Here is a 16,829-nt window from a genome sequence, read left to right on the forward strand (position 1 = left end):
ATGGCGGACGTTTTGACCGAAGTGAGCCTTCAGGCACAGGTCTTCAACCTCCTGCGCGACTGGCGCTTCATCGGCAACCTGCCGCAGCAGCCGCCGGAAGGCGACTGGCGGACATGGCTGCTGATCGGCGGGCGTGGCTCCGGCAAGACCCGCGCCGGGGCGGAATGGGTGCATCATGTCGCCTCCGCCGGCAAGCAGTCGGATTTGCGCATCGCGCTTGTTGCCGAGACGCTGGGCGACGCCCGCGAGGTGATGATCGACGGCATTTCCGGCATCTGCCGCATCGCCCGCCGCCATCGCCCCGCCTTCGAGGTGTCGCGCCGGCGGCTGCTCTGGCCGAATGGCGCGATGGCGCAGGTGTTTTCCTCGGAAGACCCGGAAAGCCTGCGTGGCCCGCAATTCCACATGGCCTGGGCGGATGAGCTCGGCAAATGGAAATATCCGCAGGAAACCTGGGACATGCTGCAATTCGGCCTGCGTCTGGGTGAGGTCCCCCGGCAACTCGTGACCACCACGCCGCGGCCGATTCCGCTGCTGAAGGCGCTTCTCGCCGATCCCTCGACACGGGTGGCGCGGATGCCGACGGCGATGAATGCGCGGAATCTCTCGCCCGGTTTTCTGAAAGCCATGCAGGACCGTTACGGCGGCACGCGGCTGGGGCGTCAGGAAATCGGCGGCGAATTGATCGATGAGCGCGAGGGCGCGCTGTGGAAACGCGCCGGTCTGGAAGCGATCATCGATGCGGGACATGAACCGCTTGCGCGGATCGTGGTGGCTGTCGATCCGCCCGCGGGCATCGGTGAACATTCCTGCTGCGGCATTGTCGTGGCCGGGCTCGGCATATCCGGGCGTCTTAACGTGCTTGCGGATTGTTCGGTGGAGGGCGAAACGCCGGCAGGCTGGGCCCGCGCCGTGGTCGCCGCCTTTCGCGGCCACGAGGCGGACCGGGTCGTTGCAGAAGTCAATCAGGGCGGAGAGATGGTTCGGGCCATGCTGCAGAGCGTGGACGCCAACCTGCCGCTGACACTGGTGCGGGCAAGCCGCGGCAAGTTCACCCGCGCCGAACCGGTTGCGGCACTCTACGAGCAGGGCAGGGTGTGCCACGCCGCACGGTTTGAAAAGCTCGAAGACCAGATGACGGATTTCGGGCCGGATGGTCTTTCTTCAGGACGCTCGCCGGACCGGCTGGATGCGCTCGTCTGGGCGATCACGGCGTTGACGACCATGGTGGTGAGTGAACCGAAGGTGCGGGGGATGTGAGGTCAGCGACGATTGGCTCCCGTGAATGAGAGCAATTACCGGTCGAGCGGATGCCGCCTGTTTCCTCTCCCCGGCGGGGAGAAGAAAAGCGGGGTACCGTCAACGCCCGAATTCGGGCGTCTGGCGGATATTACTTCTTCGGGGATTGTGCCGGTTTCGGCTGGGAGCCGGTTTCGCGCATCTGGCGCCACTCGTTTTCGAGCCGGTCATAAACGGTCTGGGGGATTGTCGCTGTCATGGCATTCCTCCTTGAATGGTTAACGCTGCAGGATTGCGCGGTGAATGGAGTTAGCGCGCTAAGGTTCCGGAATTCAAGGAATTTTTTACCCCAAAACCACGGGGCGCGGATTAAAATCGATTAAGGTTTTTTCAAATCGATTTAGTTCCGGCGACTGTCATGTGGAAAAACCCGGCGTCATATCGCCCATCATTTTCAGGAGCAGTCATGGCCTATGACGAGGCGCGATTCTTCGCGTCGGCGCGGATTTCTATTTTTCGCGGTCGCCTGCGCACCGCCCAGCTTGCCGGCACGAAAACGATGCTGGCAGGGTTCGAAAAGGCGATGCCGGGCGGTGATCCGCGCTGGCTCGCCTATATGCTGGCGACGGCCTTTCACGAGACGGCAGCGACCATGCAGCCCGTGCGCGAAACCCTGGCGGCAAGCGACGCGGAAGCGATGACAAGGCTCGACCGCGCCTTTGCGGCGGGCAGGTTGCCCATGGTGCGCAAGCCCTATTGGCGGCCGGACACCGAGGGTAAGAGCTGGCTGGGGCGCGGCTTCGTGCAGCTGACGCATCGGCGCAATTACGAGGCCATGTCGGCGCTGACTGGCGTTGACCTTCTGGAGCGGCCGGAGCGGGCCATGGAGGCGGAGGTGGCCACCACGATCCTGATTCACGGCATGTCGGGCGGCGGCTTCACCGGCCGCAGGCTCTCAGATTTCTTCAGCGACAGGCGCGAGGATTGGGATGGTGCCCGGGCCATCATCAATGGCAGCGACAGGGCGCGGCTTGTAGGCGGTTACGGGCGCGCATTTCATCACGCGCTTGTCGCTGCCCGGATTGAACCCGGGCGGGCCAGATGATAACCCGTTACCCGGTACCGAAAAGGCCGCCTTTTTAAGTTTGCATGACAGGTGACACCGTGATCCGCCATATCGTCTTTTTCACCGTTCCCGAGGAAAACCGCGACGCCGTGCGCAAGGGGCTTTCCGGCCTCACCGCGATACCGCATTCGCTGAAACTGGAAATCGGCGAGAACGTGAAGAAGGACCAATGGGGCAACTCGGTCGATTTCATCGTCTATGGCGAGTTCGAAAACGAGGCGGCGCTGGCGGCTTACAAGGCCGATCCCGCCTATGATCTTTCGACCCGCACGGTAAAGCCGCTGCGCGAGACCCGCGTTGCCGCAGATTTCGACAGCGATACGGCGGTGAAAGCGCCGATCCGGTAACGTCCGCTTCCGCCTGCGAAGGTGGCTCGCATCCGCACGTAGTCTACTGATAACGGGCGCAAATCTTTCCTTTGTCGTAGGGCTGAGGCCCCATCTCCCTCTTCCCTGTGCTTGTCACAGGAATCCAGTCGGCGCCTCTGCGCGACGAGAGGACTCTTTTCAGCCCAAAGACTTGGGCTGGCTGGATCCCTGCGACGAGCACAGGGATGAGGGCCGACCAGAGGTCTGAGCGGCCATCAAAACAAGGACAACTCCATGCGATTTCCCTTTTCCCTGCCGCGCAAGCGCCCGGCGGATGGCAGAGCCGTGCCTGAAAGCCGGAAAATGGCTGATGGCTTCATGGCGGTGGCGGTGCAGGGCGGGCAGGCCTTCTGGTCCGGCCGGTCCTATGCCGCACTTGCCCGCGAAGGTTTCATGAAAAACCCGGTGGCGCACCGCGCCGCCCGCATGGTGGCGGAAACATCCGCCTCGGTCAGCTGGCTGCTCTATGATGGCGAAGAGGAACTGGCCGATCATCCGCTGCTGGCGCTGCTTTTAAAACCGAGCGCCCATATGGGTGGGCCGGATTTTTTCGAGGCGCTTTATGGCCACCTCATGCTGGCCGGAAATGCCTATATCGAGCCGTTAACGGTGGGTGGGCAGTTGCGTGAACTGCATCTCCTGCGGCCCGACCGGGTGAGCATCGTCGAAGGATCGGACGGCTGGCCGGTGGCCTTTGATTACCGTGCCGAGGGCCGGGCATCCCGGCGCATCGCCGCCGAGCGCGACGGGCTAGGGCTGTTGCACCTGAAACTCTTTCATCCGCTGGATGATCGGGCGGGTTTTGCACCGCTCGCCTCCGCAGGCGCCGCGCTTGATCTGCACAACGCCGCGAGCCAGTGGAACAAACGCCTGCTCGACAATTCCGCCCGGCCTTCCGGGGCGCTGGTCTACCAGCCGAAGGAAGGCGGCAATCTCTCCACCGAGCAATATGAGCGGCTGAAGCGTGAGCTGGAGGAAGGTTATCAGGGGGCGATGAATGCCGGCCGTCCGCTGTTGCTGGAAGGCGGGCTGGACTGGAAGGCCATGGGTCTTTCGCCGCGCGACATGGATTTTCTGGAGGCCCGCAACGGCGCGGCGCGCGATATCGCGCTCTCGCTCGGCGTGCCGCCGATGCTGATCGGCATTCCCGGCGACAATACCTATGCCAATTACCAGGAGGCGAACCGCGCCTTTTATCGTCTGACCGTCCTGCCGCTCGTTTATCGCACGGCGGCGAGGCTCTGCGGCTGGCTTTCTCCGGTCTTCGGCTCGGGGTTGAGGCTCGAACCTGATCTCGACCGGATTGCCGGGCTTGCCGGCGAGCGGGATGCGCTCTGGGCACGCATCGGCGCGGCATCATTCCTGAGCGACGAAGAAAAGCGCGAAGCCGTCGGTTATTGATCACCGACCCGGCGGGATCGAAGCCCCGGCCTCGTGTTCAATCATTTTCTGAAGAAGCGGAATCTCCCTGTGAGGTCTTCCGCACAAGCGATTCCGAAGACTCACAAAATCACCCGGCGCAGGCGCGCAAAAAGCGCCTGCGTGCGACGCGGCGCGTCCGCCCGATAACAACATCCTAGAACGGAATGATTACCCATGTCTGAATTCGCCAATGAGGCCGGCATCTGGGCCGCCCGCATCACCGGCGCCGTGGCGGGCGCGGGTGTGTCGCTCGTCTACCTCCTGCCGAAAAGCAAACGTGAGGCTGCGAGCCGTTTCATCACCGGCGTGTCCTGCGGCATGATCTTCGGCGGGCCGATCGGCCTGTGGATCGTGCAGCAGCTCGATATTGCCGGCGCGCTTTCGGGCCGGGAAATCATGGTGGCGGGGTCCGCCGCCGCCAGCATGGGGGCCTGGTGGGGGCTGGGCGTGCTGGTGCGTATCGCCGACCGTTACAGCGCCCGCCCGCGCGCCTGACACTTCCTTCACATCGCAGGAGTTTTCCATGCACGTTTATCGCGGGCCGCGTCCCGCCACGCGCAAATTCGCCAATCTGGAGCTGCGCGGCATTACCAGCGACGGCACCTTTTCCGGCTATGCCAGCGTCTTCGGCGAGATCGATCTCGGTCAGGATGTCATCGAGCGCGGGGCTTTCCGCCGCTCCATCGAGGAGCGGGGCGCGGCCGGCATCCGCATGCTCTATCAGCACGACCCTGCCGAGCCGATCGGTGCCTGGCGCACCATCCGCGAGGATGAGCGCGGCCTTTATGTGGAGGGCGTCCTCGCGCCCGGCGTCGCCCGCTCCCGCGAGGTGCATTCGCTGATGAAGACCGGCGCGCTGGACGGGCTGTCGATCGGCTTTCGCACCGTACGTTCGAGTAAAGAGGGGCGTTCCAGTAAGGATGGGCGCTCCGGCAAGGCGGCGGGCTCAGGCGTCCGGCGCATTCTGGAGGCCGATCTCTGGGAAATTTCGGTCGTGACCTTCCCGATGCTGCCGTCCGCGCGGGTTTCCGACGTCAAGCACGCCCGCTTCTTCCGCGACCGCGAGACCGAACTGGTGCGCAACATGCGTCGCGCTGCCCGCTCGCTGTTCGACACGGCATTCAAACGCTGACTTCCGGACAATCACCCACAAGGAAACGACATGACAGACCAGATGACGAAACCGGCCCCGATGACTGTTGCACCGCAGGTGAAGGCCGTGCCCGATACGGTGACGACCGCCTTCGATGAGTTCATGGAGGCCTTTGAGGCCTTCCGCGAAACCAACGACCAGCGGCTTGCCGATATCGAGCGCAAGATGGGGGCTGATGTCGTGACCCGCGACAAGCTCGACCGCATCGACAGGACGCTCGACGACAACCGCAGGATCATGGACGATCTGGCGCTCAGGAAAGCGCGCCCCGCACTTGGCCGCAAGGACGCGCTTTCGCACGATGCCGAGGAGCACAAGGCCGCTTTCGAGGCCTATATCCGCCGAGGTGAGGAAGGTGCGCTGCGCGATCTGGAGGCGAAGGCTTTTGCCGGCTCGACCGGAGCCGATGGCGGCTTCCTGCTGCCGAGTGAGACGGATGGCGAGATCGGTCGGCGCATGACGGCGATTTCGCCGATCCGCGCGCTGGCGACCGTGCGGCAGGTTTCCGCCGCCGTGCTGAAAAAACCCTTCTCGCCCGGCGGCATGACGACCGGCTGGGTCTCCGAAACGGCGGCGCGCCCGCAGACGGCAACGCCGCAGCTTGCCGAGCTTTCCTTCCCGACGATGGAGCTTTACGCCATGCCGGCGGCCACGCAGGGCCTGCTGGATGACGCCGCAGTCGATATCGAGGCCTGGATCGCCTCCGAGGTGGACATCGCTTTCGCCGAACAGGAGGCCGCCGCTTTCATCGCCGGCGACGGCGCCAGCAAGCCCAAGGGTTTCCTCTCCTACACCACCGTTGCCAATGATGGCTGGAGCTGGGGCAACATCGGTTATGTCGCGACAGGCGTTTCGGCCGGCTTTGCTTCCGCCGGGCCGATGGATGTGCTGCTCGACGCCGTTTATGCGCTGAAGGCCGGCCACCGCCAGAACGGCGCATTCCTGATGAACCGCAAGACGCAAGGGGCGCTGCGCCGCTTCAAGGATACGAGCGGCGCCTATCTGTGGCACCCGCCCGCCGCCGCCGGCCAGCCGGCCTCGCTGATGGGCTTTCCGGTGACGGAGGCGGAGGACATGCCGAACGTGGCAGCCAACAGCTTTGCCATCGCATTTGGCGATTTCCGCGCCGGCTATCTCGTCGTCGACCGTACCGGCGTGCGCATCCTGCGCGATCCCTATTCGGCCAAACCCTATGTGCTGTTCTACACCACCAAGCGTGTGGGCGGCGGCGTGCAGAATTTCGAGGCGATCAAGCTGGTGAAATTCGGGGTGAATTGACCGCCGACCTTGCGGCCCTTTCTTCTCCCCGCCGGGGAGAAGATGCCCGAAGGGCAGATGAGGGGGCAACATTGCGGAATATCTCTACCGTCGCCCCCTCATTCCGCTGCTGCGACCTTCTCCCCCTCGGGGAGAAGGCAACAAGCCGCCACCGCTCGCTCCCTCTTTGATTGCCGTCCTTCCGGAGACCCCATGACCTATGCCCTCATTCATCCGCCGCAGGCGGAGCCGCTGACGCTTGCCGAGGTCAAGGCGCATCTGCGCCTCGACGGCGACGACGAGGTCGCGCTTCTTGCCGCACTCATCCGCATCGCCCGCGAGCATCTGGAACGCACGAGCGGGCTTTGCCTCCTCCGTCAGACCTGGCGGCTTTATCTCGACCGGTGGCCGCAGACGGGCGTGATTCTGATTGGCAGGACACCGGTGCAAGCCATCGAAACGATTCTGGTTTTTGACGGAGAGGGGCGCTCGGCAGACATCACCGCCGGGGAGAAATTGCTCGACGGTGCGGCGCGGCCGGCGAGGCTGTGGCTGCGCGATCCGCCGGCTCCCGGCCGGGCGATGAACGGCATCGAGATCGATTTCATTGCCGGTTACGGCGAAGCGGGAACGGATGTGCCCGACACGCTGAAACGCGCCATGCTGATGCATGTGGCACAGATGTTCGCCTTTCGCGGTGCTGTCGCCCCGGAAAACCAGCCCGCGGCCGTTCCCGCCGGCTACGAGCGGCTGGTTGCGCCCTTCTGCCGTCTGGGGCTTTGAGACATGAACCTTGTTTTTCTCGATCCCGGCAAGCTGACGGCGCGGCTGGAACTGGACGTGCGGACCGAAACGCCGGACGGGCAGGGTGGTGCTGCGGAAAGCTGGAATTTCCTGCGGTCGCTCTGGGCTGCGATCGAACCCGTTTCGGAGGCATCCCATGAACGGGCCTCGGCCGAGGGCGTGACGATCACCCACCGCGTCTGGCTGGCTTACCGCGCTGACATCATTGCTGGCATGCGCTTTCGCAAGGGCCGCCGCATTCTGGCGATCCGGGCGGTGATGGACCCGGATGAGACATGTCGCTTCATCGTCTGCCGTTGCGAGGAGGAAAGCCGATGAGCGCCGCAAACCCGCTTCTGCAGGCGATTTTCGCGCGACTGACCGGCGATGCGGTGCTGACGGCGCTCATCCCCGGCGGCATCGTCGACCGGCTTCTGCCGCGCGCGGTTCTGCCTTGCATCGTTATCGATGATCTCGAAAGCAGGGATTATTCGACCGCCACGGAAAAGGCCGAGGAACATTTCCTGTCGCTGCAGATATGGAGCGATGCCAATGGCCGCAAGGGTGCGGGAGAGATCACCGCTCGTGTCATGAGCCTGCTCGATGATGCGGCGCTGCCGATTGCCGGGGTCTCTCTCGTCAATCTGCATCTTCTCTCCAGCCGCTCGCGGCGCGAGGCGAAGACCCGGAATTTCATCATCGAGATGCGTTTCAGGGCGGTGACGGAGTAGTGCCGTTTCAGGCGTTCTGCCTGCGCACGGTTTTCCACAGGACGATCAGGAGCACAAACGAAATGGCGATCAGCACGGCGGCGACGCCAAGCATGGCCGCCACCCCGCCGCGATCCAGCGCCAGCGTGAAAATAACAGGTGCAACGGCAATGGCGAGGTTCTGCGGCAGGGAGATACGCGCGGCCTGCAGCCCATATTCCTCCGGGGAAAATACCGCCAGCGGCAGCACGGCCCGGCTGACGGTGAGCACACCGGCGCCGAAACCGAAAAAAATGATGAAACCGATGAAAGCCGGCATGGCCGGGGCAAAGCCAAGCAACAGCAGCAGCGACAGCAGCAGAAGACAGAAGCCGATCATGGCGGTGAGGAAGGGGCTGCCGCGTTTCCCAAGGAGGAAATCCAGCCCGCGCGCCGTAATTGCCAGCAGGCTGCGCGCCGATGCCAGCTGGACGGCAAGCGATTGCGTTGCGCCCGCCTGAACGAGCAGCAGCGGCAGGAGCGGCGACAGGCCGAAGGTCGTAAAGGCGCTGATCGTCGTCATGGCCGCCAGAAGCAGAAAAGCCCGGCGTGTATCGACTGGCGTGGATGAAAGGGCGTCGGCTTTCTGCCGCTTCGCTTCCTTGCGGGGCGGACGGTCGGGAAGGATGAAGAAATAGAGCGGCAGAAGCACGAAGAGCTGCAGACAGGCATAGAGCAGAAGTGTGCCGCGCCAGCCGAGATGTTGTTCCGCCAGCGCGGTGACGGGCAGGAAAACCGCGCCCGAAAGCCCGGTGAACAGCATCAGAAGCGTCAGCAACCGGCCGCTTTCCGCACCCACACGCTCCACCACGGCGGTATGGGCCGCCGTCGTCAACCCGCAGGTTGCGGCCAGACCCATTACGGCCCAGCCGAAAAGATAGCTTGTGACACCGCCCGAAAAGGCGAGCACGGCAAAGCCGGCGGCAAAGAGTACTGAGCCGGCCACCAGCACAGGCGCCGCGCCGCGCTGGACGAGCATTCTTCCCAGCAGCGGGCCGCAAAGCGCGCTGATCAGCATCATGATGGTGAGGCCGGCAAAAACGATCTCGTTGCCGATCGCCAGTTCGCCGCCGATCCGTGGCGCCAGAATGGCCAGCATGTCGAACCCGCTGCCCCAGCTGATGATCTGCCCAAGCGCCAGCACGCCGATAAGGCGCACGCGGGACGTCATGGAGGCGGCGTCGGACATGGTGAGATCGCGGGGTGCGAGGTGCGGGAAACCATTTGGTAGCAGGCCCGCTGCACCCCCGCAACCGCAATTTAAATGAAAGGAAACAACATGGTGGCGCAGAAGGGCAAGGACCTGCTGCTGAAGATCGACAATGCCAGTGTCTTTGCGACGGTGGCGGGGCTCAGAACAAAACGGCTGGCCTTCAATGCGCAGGCGGTCGACGTGACGGATGCCGAAAGCGCCGGGCGCTGGCGCGAGCTTCTCGCCGGCGCGGGCGTGCAGCGGGCATCGCTCACGGCCTCCGGCATCTTCAAGGACCAGGCGAGCGATGCGCTGGTGCGCGACGCATTTTTTGCGGGCAGCATTCCCGGCTGGCAGATCGTCATTCCCGATTTCGGCTCTATTGCCGGCCCCTTCCAGATCGTCGCGCTCGAATATTCCGGCCGCCACGATGGCGAAGTGCAATTCGAGATCGCGCTGGAATCGGCCGGTCTTCTCACATTCGGAGTGCTATGATGCCTGAGCGTTTGCGTTACGGGCGGGCGAACCGCCATCGCGGCGAGATAGAAGCGCTGATAGACGGTGAAAGGCGCATCCTGTGCCTGACGCTCGGGGCTCTTGCCGAACTCGAAACCGCCTTTGAAGCCGATGACCTCACCGCGCTCGCTGAACGTTTCGCGAGCGGGCGCATGAAGGCGGTGGACATGATCCGGGTGATCGGCGCGGGCCTGCGCGGCGCGGGCAACGTCTTTTCCGACGAGGATGTGGCCGCCGCCACGGTGGAAGGCGGCATTGCCGGCCACGCCGCGATCGTTGCCGATCTTCTGACCGCGACTTTCGGCGGTTTGAAAGGCGAGACGCCACCGGACCCTTGAGTGCCGCAGCAGGCGAGGCGACGCCGCGCCCATTCCCCTGGGACGCGGTGATCCATACCGGCCTCTTCCTGCTGCGGCTTTCCTCCGAAACCTTCTGGATGATGACCCCGAGGGAATTTTTCGCGATGACGGGCGGCAGCGCCGTTTCGCGCGGCCCTGACCGTCAGGCCATGGAGGGGATGATGCGGCAGTTTCCGGATGGGTGAGTTGATCTCAAAAACGAATGGCATTTCAAAATTTTGCGGCTCCGGTTTGAATCAGAAAGGCAAGCGCGATGACGGGCGAAAGATCGATTGCGGAGAACCGGGAAGAGGCGGAGGCGCTCTCGGAGGTGATGGGTGATCTCGAGCGGCGTTCCGAGCGGTTCGGTGCGGCCCTGACCTCGGCCCTGCAGGCGGCGGCGACCGGCGGCAAGGGGCTGGACGATGTGTTGCGCGGGCTTGGCCAACGGCTGTCCGGCATCGCGCTTTCGGCCGGGCTGAAACCGCTGGAGAGCATGATTGGCGATGCCGTCGGCGGGTTGTTGAACGGCGGCGGTTCGCTGTTCGCCTTTGCCGATGGCGGGGTGCCGGGGCGCAGCATCACGCCTTTTGCCGATGGCGGCGTGGTCTCCAGCCCCGCCTTTTTTCCGATGGGCGGCGGGCTTGGCCTGATGGGCGAGGCGGGGGCGGAAGCGATTTTGCCGCTGAAGCGCGGTTCGGATGGCGCCCTCGGTGTTGCCGCACCTGCGGGCGGCGGCGGGGCGCAGATCGTTTTTAACGTGACGGCGACGGATGCTGCGAGCTTCCGCAAAAGTGAAGGCCAGATCGCCGCCATGCTGGCGCGCAGCGTCGGGCGCGGCCAGCGCGGATTGTGACGCGCGCTCACTTTCCCAGACCATTGAAAAGAATCCAGGAACAACGACATGGCGGCATTTCATGAAGTGCGCTTTCCGCTGCGGCTCGCGCTCGGCGTCAGCGGCGGGCCGGTGAGGCGGACGGATATCGTCAACCTGTCCAATGGCCGGGAGAGTCGCAACCAGCGCTGGAGGAACGCCAGACGCAGCTATGACGCCGGATCCGGCATCCGCTCCGTCGCCGATCTCTATGAGGTGCTCGCCTTTTTCGAGGCGCGGCGCGGTGAGCTTTACGGCTTTCGTTTTCGCGATCCCGTGGATTTCAAATCCTGCCCGCCGGGAGAGACGCCTGCCTTGACCGATCAGAGGATTGGTACCGGCGATGGGGTGACGGCGGGTTTTCAGTTGCTGAAGACCTATGCCGATGCCGGCGGTTCCTTCACGCGGCGGATCGATAAACCAGCGGAGGGTTCGGTCATTGTTTCGGTCGAGGGGGGGAAGGCGGAAGCGGCCGCTATCTCGGTCGATCACACCACCGGCATGGTGACCTTCCGGGCTGGGTGGGTGCCGCCTGCCGGCGCTGCAATCCGTGCCGGTTTTGAATTCGACGTGCCGGTCCGTTTCGCGATCGACCGTATCGACGTAAACCTGACCGCTTTCGAGGCGGGCCGCATTCCCTCCATTCCACTGATGGAAATCCTGCCATGAAAACCATTCCCGCCGCCCTTGCCGAGCATCTCAAGGGAGATGCGACGACCACATGCCATTGCTGGAAGGTGACACTGAAGGATGGCGTCACGATCGGTTTTACCGATCATGATGAGATGATCGTGTTCGGCGGCACCTCCTACCTTGCCGCCAGCGGCTTTGCGGCCAGCGACAGCGACAGCGAAACGGGGCTGGGCGCGAGTGCCGGGGAGGTGGCGGGCGGTTTTTCGAGCGAGGCGATTGCGGAAGACGATCTGGCCGCCGGGCGTTTCGATGGTGCGAGGGTGGAGCTTTTCCTCGTCAACCGGCAGGCGCCTGACCAGCATATGCTGCTGAACATGCGCGAGATTGGCGAGGTGACACGGGCTGGCGGGGCGTTTCGCGCCGAGCTGCGCAGCCTTGCCCATCGCCTCGGCCAGCCGCAGGGCAGGGTCTATGGGCGTCGCTGCGATGCCGCATTCGGGGACAGGCGTTGCGGTGTCGATCTCGAGCCGCTCAGCGGTCATGGCAGCCTAGCGGCGGTGGATGCCTCGGGCGGCCTGCTCGTGTCAGGGCTCGATGCCTTTGCCGATGGTTTTTTCAGCCGGGGAAAGCTCCGCTTTCTGGCCGGCCTGCTGGCGGCCAAGAGTTTCGACCTCGATGGCCACGAGCGGCGTGACGGCGGCGTGCATCTGTCCTTCTGGCTGCCGCCGGAACAGCTGCCTTCGCCAGGGGACACGTTTTCTGTCACCGCCGGCTGCGACAAGAGTTTCACCACTTGCCGGGCGAAATTCACCAATCATCTGAATTTCCGGGGCTTCCCGCATCTGCCGGGGGCGGATTTCGCCTATTCCTATGCGAGCGGCGGTGAGAGCCATGACGGTGGGGCGCTGTTTCCATGAGCGACACCGGCGAAAGAGTGCTGGCGCTCGCCGGAGGCTGGATCGGCACGCCCTATCGGCATCAGGCCTCGTTGAAGGGTGTCGGCTGCGATTGCCTCGGCCTCATCCGCGGCATCTGGCGCGGCGTTTACGGCCACGAACCGGAATTGCCGCCGCCCTATGCGCCTGATTGGGCTGAACGCGGCGGCGAGGACCGGTTGATGGCGGCGGCGGAACGCCATTTTCTGGTGGTTCCGGGCATGGAAGAGGCAAGGTCGGGAGACCTGCTGCTGTTTCGCTGGCGGGCCGATGCGGCGGCCAAACATCTCGGCATTCTGGCCGGGTCACAGCATTTCATCCATGCCTATGAACAGGCGGCGGTGGTGCGTTCGGCGCTGGTGCCGGGCTGGAGGCGGCGCATCGCCGGTATCTTTCGTTTTCCCGATCCCTGAGTTTTTCGAGGCGAGCATGGCGACAATCGTTTTTCAGGCGGCGGGTGCGGCGCTCGGCGGCATTTTCGGTCCTTTGAGCGCAATGATCGGCCGGGCGGCCGGGGCGCTGGCGGGTAATGCCATCGACCGCACGCTGCTTTCGAACGGGCGGACGGTAACGGGCGCGCGGCTCTCGACGGCGCGCATTCCCGGGACGGATGAGGGGGCGGCGATCAGCCGGCTTTATGGCACCGCAAGGATCGGCGGCACGCTGATCTGGGCGACGCGTTTTGAAGAAAGCATCGAGGTGGAGCGCCGTGGCGGCAAGGGCAACCGTGGCCCGAAGGTCGAAACCTTTCGTTATTTTGCCAATGTCGCCATCGGCCTGTGCGAAGGTGAGGCGGCCATGGTGCGGCGTGTCTGGGCCGATGGGCGGGAGTTGGACCTGAGCGCCATCGAGATGCGTTTTTATTCCGGCAGCGAGACACAATTGCCCGATCCGTTGATCGAGGCGAAGCAGGGGGCGGGCAATGCGCCGGCCTTTCGCGGACTGGCCTATGTGGTGTTCGAACGCCTGCCGCTCGATACTTATGGCAACCGCATTCCGCTGATGCAGTTCGAAGTGGTGCGGCCTGTCGGACGGCTGGAAAAAGCCATCCGCGCCATCACCGTCATCCCCGGCGCAACGGAACATGGTTACGCCACCGTGCAGGTTTCCGAACGAACGGACATCGGCCAAAGCCGCATCATGAACCGCAATGGTTTGACCGCCACGACGGATTGGCAGGCGGCAATCGACGAATTGCAGGCGCTCTGCCCCAATCTTGAAAGCGTGGCGCTGGTGGTGAGCTGGTTCGGCACGGATATGCGGGTGGGTGAATGCCGCATTCTGCCCGGCGTGGAGGTGGACGGCCGGGATGGGGAAACGATGCCATGGTCCGTCGCCGGCCTTTCGCGCGGCGAGGCGCATCTCGTCAGCCATCACGGCGACGGTCCCGCCTGTGGCGGTACACCCAACGACGAAAGCGTGTTGCAGGCCATCGCCGATCTCAAGGCGCGGGGTTTGCGAGTGTGCCTTTATCCCTTCGTGATGATGGATGTTCCCGTCGGTAACGGTCTTGCCGACCCCTATGGCAAAAGCGAGCAGGACGCTTATGCCTGGCGCGGGCGCATCACCTGCTTTCCCGCACCCGGCAGGACCGGTTCTGCGGATCGCAGCGCGGGCGCACGGACGCAGGTTTCCGCCTTCTGCAATCGCGATGAAGGTTACCGCCGCATGGTGCTGTATTATGCGGCGCTGGCGGCTCGGGCGGGCGGGGTGGATGCCTTCCTGATCGGCTCGGAACTGCGCGGGCTGACGGCGCTGAGAGACGAGAATGATGCCTTTCCCTTTGTCGAGGAACTGGTGCGGTTGGCGGGCGACGTACGGGCCGTGATGGGGCCGGCGGTGAAGCTGACCTATGCGGCGGACTGGAGCGAATATTTCGGCCACCAGCCGGCAGATGGTTCGGGCGACGTGTTCTTCCACCTCGACCCGCTCTGGGCGAGCCCTGATATCGATGCTGTTGGTATCGACAATTACATGCCGCTCTCCGACTGGCGTGACGAGGATGCCGCGAACGGCAGTCCCGATGGCATGACCGGCCCGGATGATGCCGCCGCATTCCGTTATGCCATCACGGCAGGTGAGGGCTTCGACTGGTATTATTTCAGTGACGCAGACCGCGCAGCACGGCGGCGCACGCCGATTACGGACGGGCTGAAGGGCAAGCCTTGGGTGTTCCGCTACAAGGATATCAGGAACTGGTGGGGCAACCTCCATCACGACCGGGTGCGGGGAGTGGAGAAATCCACGCCGACCGCATGGGTGCCGGGCTCGAAGCCGATCTGGTTCACCGAACTCGGCTGCCCGGCGGTGGACAAGAGCGCGACACGCCCCAATGTCTTTCCCGATCCGAAATCGGCGGAAAACGCCTTTCCTTATTTCTCCCGCCGAAGCCGCGCCGACAGCCAGCAGCGGCGGTTTCTCGAGGCGCATCTCGACCATTGGCGTGAGGCCGCAGCGATGGTCGATGCAGACAGGGTCTATCTGTGGACCTGGGATGCACGGCCTTTTCCCGCCTTTCCGCAGAATGGCGCGGCATGGAGCGATGGGGCGAACTGGCGCACTGGCCACTGGCTGAATGGCCGGCTGGGAACGGCCACACTCGCCGATACCATCGCCGCCATCCTCACCGATCACGGCTTTTCCGCCTTCGACGTGTCCGCCGTCAGTGGCGATCTGACCGGTTATGTGCAGGGCGACGTGACCTCGGCCCGCAACCTCCTGGAGCCGCTGATGGCGGCTTTCCAGGTGGATGTGGTGGAAGATGGCGGAACCCTGCGCTTCCGCTCCCGTAACACGGCGGTTTTGCCGGTCCGCGATATTGCCGTGCTGGCCGATCTGGAGGACGAGCCGCTCTGGTCGGAAAGTCGCGGCCATGACAGCGATTTTGCGGCAGAGGCCGTGCTGACGTCTTTCAACCCGGCGCTGGATTACGAGCAGGGGAGTGCAAGGTCCCGCCGCATCGACAATGCCGGTAGCCGGGTCATGCGGCTTGATCTCAACGCCGCCCTGCCTGCGGAAACGGCGGAGGCGGCGGTCGAGGCGCTGTTGCGCGACAACCGGCAGGCGCAGCGCAGCCTGCGCTTTGCCCTGCCGCCCTCCGAAATCACCCTCGAACCCGGCGATTGCATCCGCCTGCCGGAAGACGCCTTTCCGCAAGCGCCTTCCGGGCGGTTTCTGGTGAGCCGCATTGAGGACGGCGCGGTGCGGCAGATGGAGGCGCGGGCCTTTTCCGCCGCCTTTTCGGTTTTCGCTGGTGGTGCGGAGGAACGGCGCAGCAACGGCGCAAGCGGTGCGGAAGGGTTCGTGCCCGAGGTACTGTTTCTCGATCTTCCCTGCCATGACGGCACCGCGCCGGAGGATTCGGCGCGGATTGCCGCCCTCGCAAAGCCCTGGCGGCCCATCATCATTTCCGCGTCGCCGGGTACGGAGGGTTACCGGCAGCGCGTTCTGCTTGACCGGCCGGCGATGATCGGCGCGCTGGCAATGCCGCTGATATCAGGCCCTCCCGGCCGTTTCGACCGGAAAAACACCATCCTCGCCGATCTGCCCTTCGGTGAAATGTCGTCGGCCGCGGAGCTTTCGGTGCTGAACGGCGAGAACCGTCTCGCCATCAAGGCCGCAAACGGCGTGTGGGAAATCGTCGCCTTCGCAAAGGCCGAGGAAATCGCACCCTCGCGCTGGCGGCTTTCCTCTCTCCTGCGGGGACTGGCTGGCACGGAAGACGCACTGGCCGCAGGCGCGCCAAAGGGTGCGCCGGTGGTGGTTCTGGATCAGGCGGTGCAGCCGCTGGGTCTTGCCGCGAGCGAGCGCGGACGACGCCTGAGCTGGATCGCGGAAGCTGCGGGAATGGCGGGCGCAATGAGCGGGCCTTTTGCCTTCGAGGGAGGCTTGCGGGCGCTGACGCCGCTCGCGCCGGTCCATCTTTCCGCCGAACGGCGCGGGGATGGTGTGCTGTTCAGGTGGAAACGCCGCGGCCGGGTGGAGGCCGACGGCTGGGATGCCAGCGAGATCCCGCTGGACGAGCCCTTCGAGCTTTATCGCGTCGAGGTGCTGGACGGCGAGACGGTGCGGCGCGTGGCGGAGGTTTCAGAACCCGTGTGGTTTTACCCCGCCGCAGACGAACTCACAGATTTCCCGGCCTTGCGGGATCACATTTCCGTGCGTGTCCGCCAGCTCGGCCGCGCGGTGCCCTCGGGCGTGGCGGCCAAGGCCGTTCTGCCGATCTGACATGTGTCTGAAAAACA

The 16,829-nt window shown here is 64.4% G+C and carries 19 protein-coding genes; 18 read left to right on the forward strand and 1 reads right to left on the reverse strand.

Annotation, left to right across the window (positions count from 1 at the left end):
* The 10 genes from MRBLRC7O_RS03020 to MRBLRC7O_RS03065 all read left to right on the forward strand — a co-directional run bounded on the left by MRBLRC7O_RS03020 (window position 1) and on the right by MRBLRC7O_RS03065 (window position 8,079).
* On the forward strand, window positions 1–1,260 hold the full coding sequence (locus tag MRBLRC7O_RS03020; protein WP_162690759.1) for a DNA-packaging protein: 1,260 nt from the start codon (window positions 1–3) through the stop codon (window positions 1,258–1,260).
* A gap of 445 nt (window positions 1,261–1,705) precedes the next feature.
* On the forward strand, window positions 1,706–2,344 hold the full coding sequence (locus tag MRBLRC7O_RS03025; RefSeq protein ID WP_060723964.1) for a lysozyme family protein: 639 nt from the start codon (window positions 1,706–1,708) through the stop codon (window positions 2,342–2,344).
* 59 nt (window positions 2,345–2,403) lie between these two features.
* Complete coding sequence (locus tag MRBLRC7O_RS03030; RefSeq protein WP_031233658.1) at window positions 2,404–2,712, forward strand: Dabb family protein; 309 nt, start codon at window positions 2,404–2,406, stop codon at window positions 2,710–2,712.
* Window positions 2,713–2,967: 255 nt separating this feature from the next.
* Window positions 2,968–4,134 (forward strand): phage portal protein, encoded by a 1,167-nt coding sequence (locus tag MRBLRC7O_RS03035; RefSeq protein WP_003509188.1) that lies wholly within the window; start codon window positions 2,968–2,970, stop codon window positions 4,132–4,134.
* A gap of 195 nt (window positions 4,135–4,329) precedes the next feature.
* Window positions 4,330–4,650: a DUF6107 family protein gene (locus MRBLRC7O_RS03040; protein WP_003509186.1), complete on the forward strand. Its 321-nt coding sequence runs from the start codon at window positions 4,330–4,332 to the stop codon at window positions 4,648–4,650.
* Between the two features lie 28 nt (window positions 4,651–4,678).
* On the forward strand, window positions 4,679–5,287 hold the full coding sequence (locus MRBLRC7O_RS03045; protein ID WP_003509185.1) for an HK97 family phage prohead protease: 609 nt from the start codon (window positions 4,679–4,681) through the stop codon (window positions 5,285–5,287).
* Between the two features lie 30 nt (window positions 5,288–5,317).
* Window positions 5,318–6,586 carry a phage major capsid protein gene (locus MRBLRC7O_RS03050; RefSeq protein WP_003509184.1) on the forward strand — a complete coding sequence of 423 codons (1,269 nt, stop codon included), beginning with the start codon at window positions 5,318–5,320 and terminating at the stop codon, window positions 6,584–6,586.
* A 192-nt stretch (window positions 6,587–6,778) separates the two neighbouring features.
* A complete protein-coding gene (locus MRBLRC7O_RS03055) occupies window positions 6,779–7,348 on the forward strand; it encodes a head-tail connector protein (RefSeq protein WP_080866013.1) in 570 nt (189 codons plus the stop codon).
* Between the two features lie 3 nt (window positions 7,349–7,351).
* Complete coding sequence (locus tag MRBLRC7O_RS03060) at window positions 7,352–7,687, forward strand: phage head closure protein (RefSeq protein ID WP_003509836.1); 336 nt, start codon at window positions 7,352–7,354, stop codon at window positions 7,685–7,687.
* Window positions 7,684–8,079, forward strand: a complete 396-nt coding sequence (locus tag MRBLRC7O_RS03065; protein WP_003509835.1) for a DUF3168 domain-containing protein — start codon at window positions 7,684–7,686, stop codon at window positions 8,077–8,079. Before MRBLRC7O_RS03060 ends, MRBLRC7O_RS03065 begins: the two co-directional genes overlap by 4 nt.
* A 7-nt stretch (window positions 8,080–8,086) precedes the next feature.
* Here the strand turns inward: MRBLRC7O_RS03065 and MRBLRC7O_RS03070 are convergent, their stop codons facing one another.
* Window positions 8,087–9,286, reverse strand: a complete 1,200-nt coding sequence (locus MRBLRC7O_RS03070) for an MFS transporter (RefSeq protein WP_003509834.1) — start codon at window positions 9,284–9,286, stop codon at window positions 8,087–8,089.
* 90 nt (window positions 9,287–9,376) lie between these two features.
* On the opposite strand from MRBLRC7O_RS03070, the gene MRBLRC7O_RS03075 reads away from it, so the two are divergent.
* The 8 genes from MRBLRC7O_RS03075 (at window position 9,377) to MRBLRC7O_RS03110 (ending at window position 16,812) form a co-directional block, all read left to right on the forward strand.
* Window positions 9,377–9,784: a phage major tail protein, TP901-1 family gene (locus tag MRBLRC7O_RS03075; protein ID WP_003509831.1), complete on the forward strand. Its 408-nt coding sequence runs from the start codon at window positions 9,377–9,379 to the stop codon at window positions 9,782–9,784.
* Window positions 9,784–10,143, forward strand: coding sequence for a gene transfer agent family protein (locus MRBLRC7O_RS03080; RefSeq protein WP_003509829.1), 360 nt, complete (start codon window positions 9,784–9,786; stop codon window positions 10,141–10,143). Before MRBLRC7O_RS03075 ends, MRBLRC7O_RS03080 begins: the two co-directional genes overlap by 1 nt.
* Window positions 10,140–10,349: a rcc01693 family protein gene (locus tag MRBLRC7O_RS03085; protein ID WP_003509827.1), complete on the forward strand. Its 210-nt coding sequence runs from the start codon at window positions 10,140–10,142 to the stop codon at window positions 10,347–10,349. The genes MRBLRC7O_RS03080 and MRBLRC7O_RS03085 overlap by 4 nt, the downstream gene beginning before the upstream one ends.
* Before the next feature lie 68 nt (window positions 10,350–10,417).
* Window positions 10,418–10,999: a phage tail tape measure protein gene (locus MRBLRC7O_RS03090; protein WP_020809574.1), complete on the forward strand. Its 582-nt coding sequence runs from the start codon at window positions 10,418–10,420 to the stop codon at window positions 10,997–10,999.
* 48 nt (window positions 11,000–11,047) lie between these two features.
* Window positions 11,048–11,686 carry a TIGR02217 family protein gene (locus tag MRBLRC7O_RS03095; RefSeq protein ID WP_080866014.1) on the forward strand — a complete coding sequence of 213 codons (639 nt, stop codon included), beginning with the start codon at window positions 11,048–11,050 and terminating at the stop codon, window positions 11,684–11,686.
* A complete protein-coding gene (locus MRBLRC7O_RS03100) occupies window positions 11,683–12,567 on the forward strand; it encodes a phage/gene transfer agent baseplate hub protein (RefSeq protein WP_080866015.1) in 885 nt (294 codons plus the stop codon). Before MRBLRC7O_RS03095 ends, MRBLRC7O_RS03100 begins: the two co-directional genes overlap by 4 nt.
* Window positions 12,564–12,998: a C40 family peptidase gene (locus MRBLRC7O_RS03105; RefSeq protein ID WP_080866016.1), complete on the forward strand. Its 435-nt coding sequence runs from the start codon at window positions 12,564–12,566 to the stop codon at window positions 12,996–12,998. Before MRBLRC7O_RS03100 ends, MRBLRC7O_RS03105 begins: the two co-directional genes overlap by 4 nt.
* A 16-nt stretch (window positions 12,999–13,014) precedes the next feature.
* A complete protein-coding gene (locus MRBLRC7O_RS03110) occupies window positions 13,015–16,812 on the forward strand; it encodes a baseplate multidomain protein megatron (RefSeq protein ID WP_080866017.1) in 3,798 nt (1,265 codons plus the stop codon).
* Window positions 16,813–16,829 lie beyond the last annotated feature (17 nt).

It is taken from the genome of Agrobacterium radiobacter (assembly GCF_040801995.1).
In the GTDB taxonomy this organism is placed as follows: Bacteria; Pseudomonadota; Alphaproteobacteria; order Rhizobiales; family Rhizobiaceae; genus Agrobacterium; species Agrobacterium radiobacter.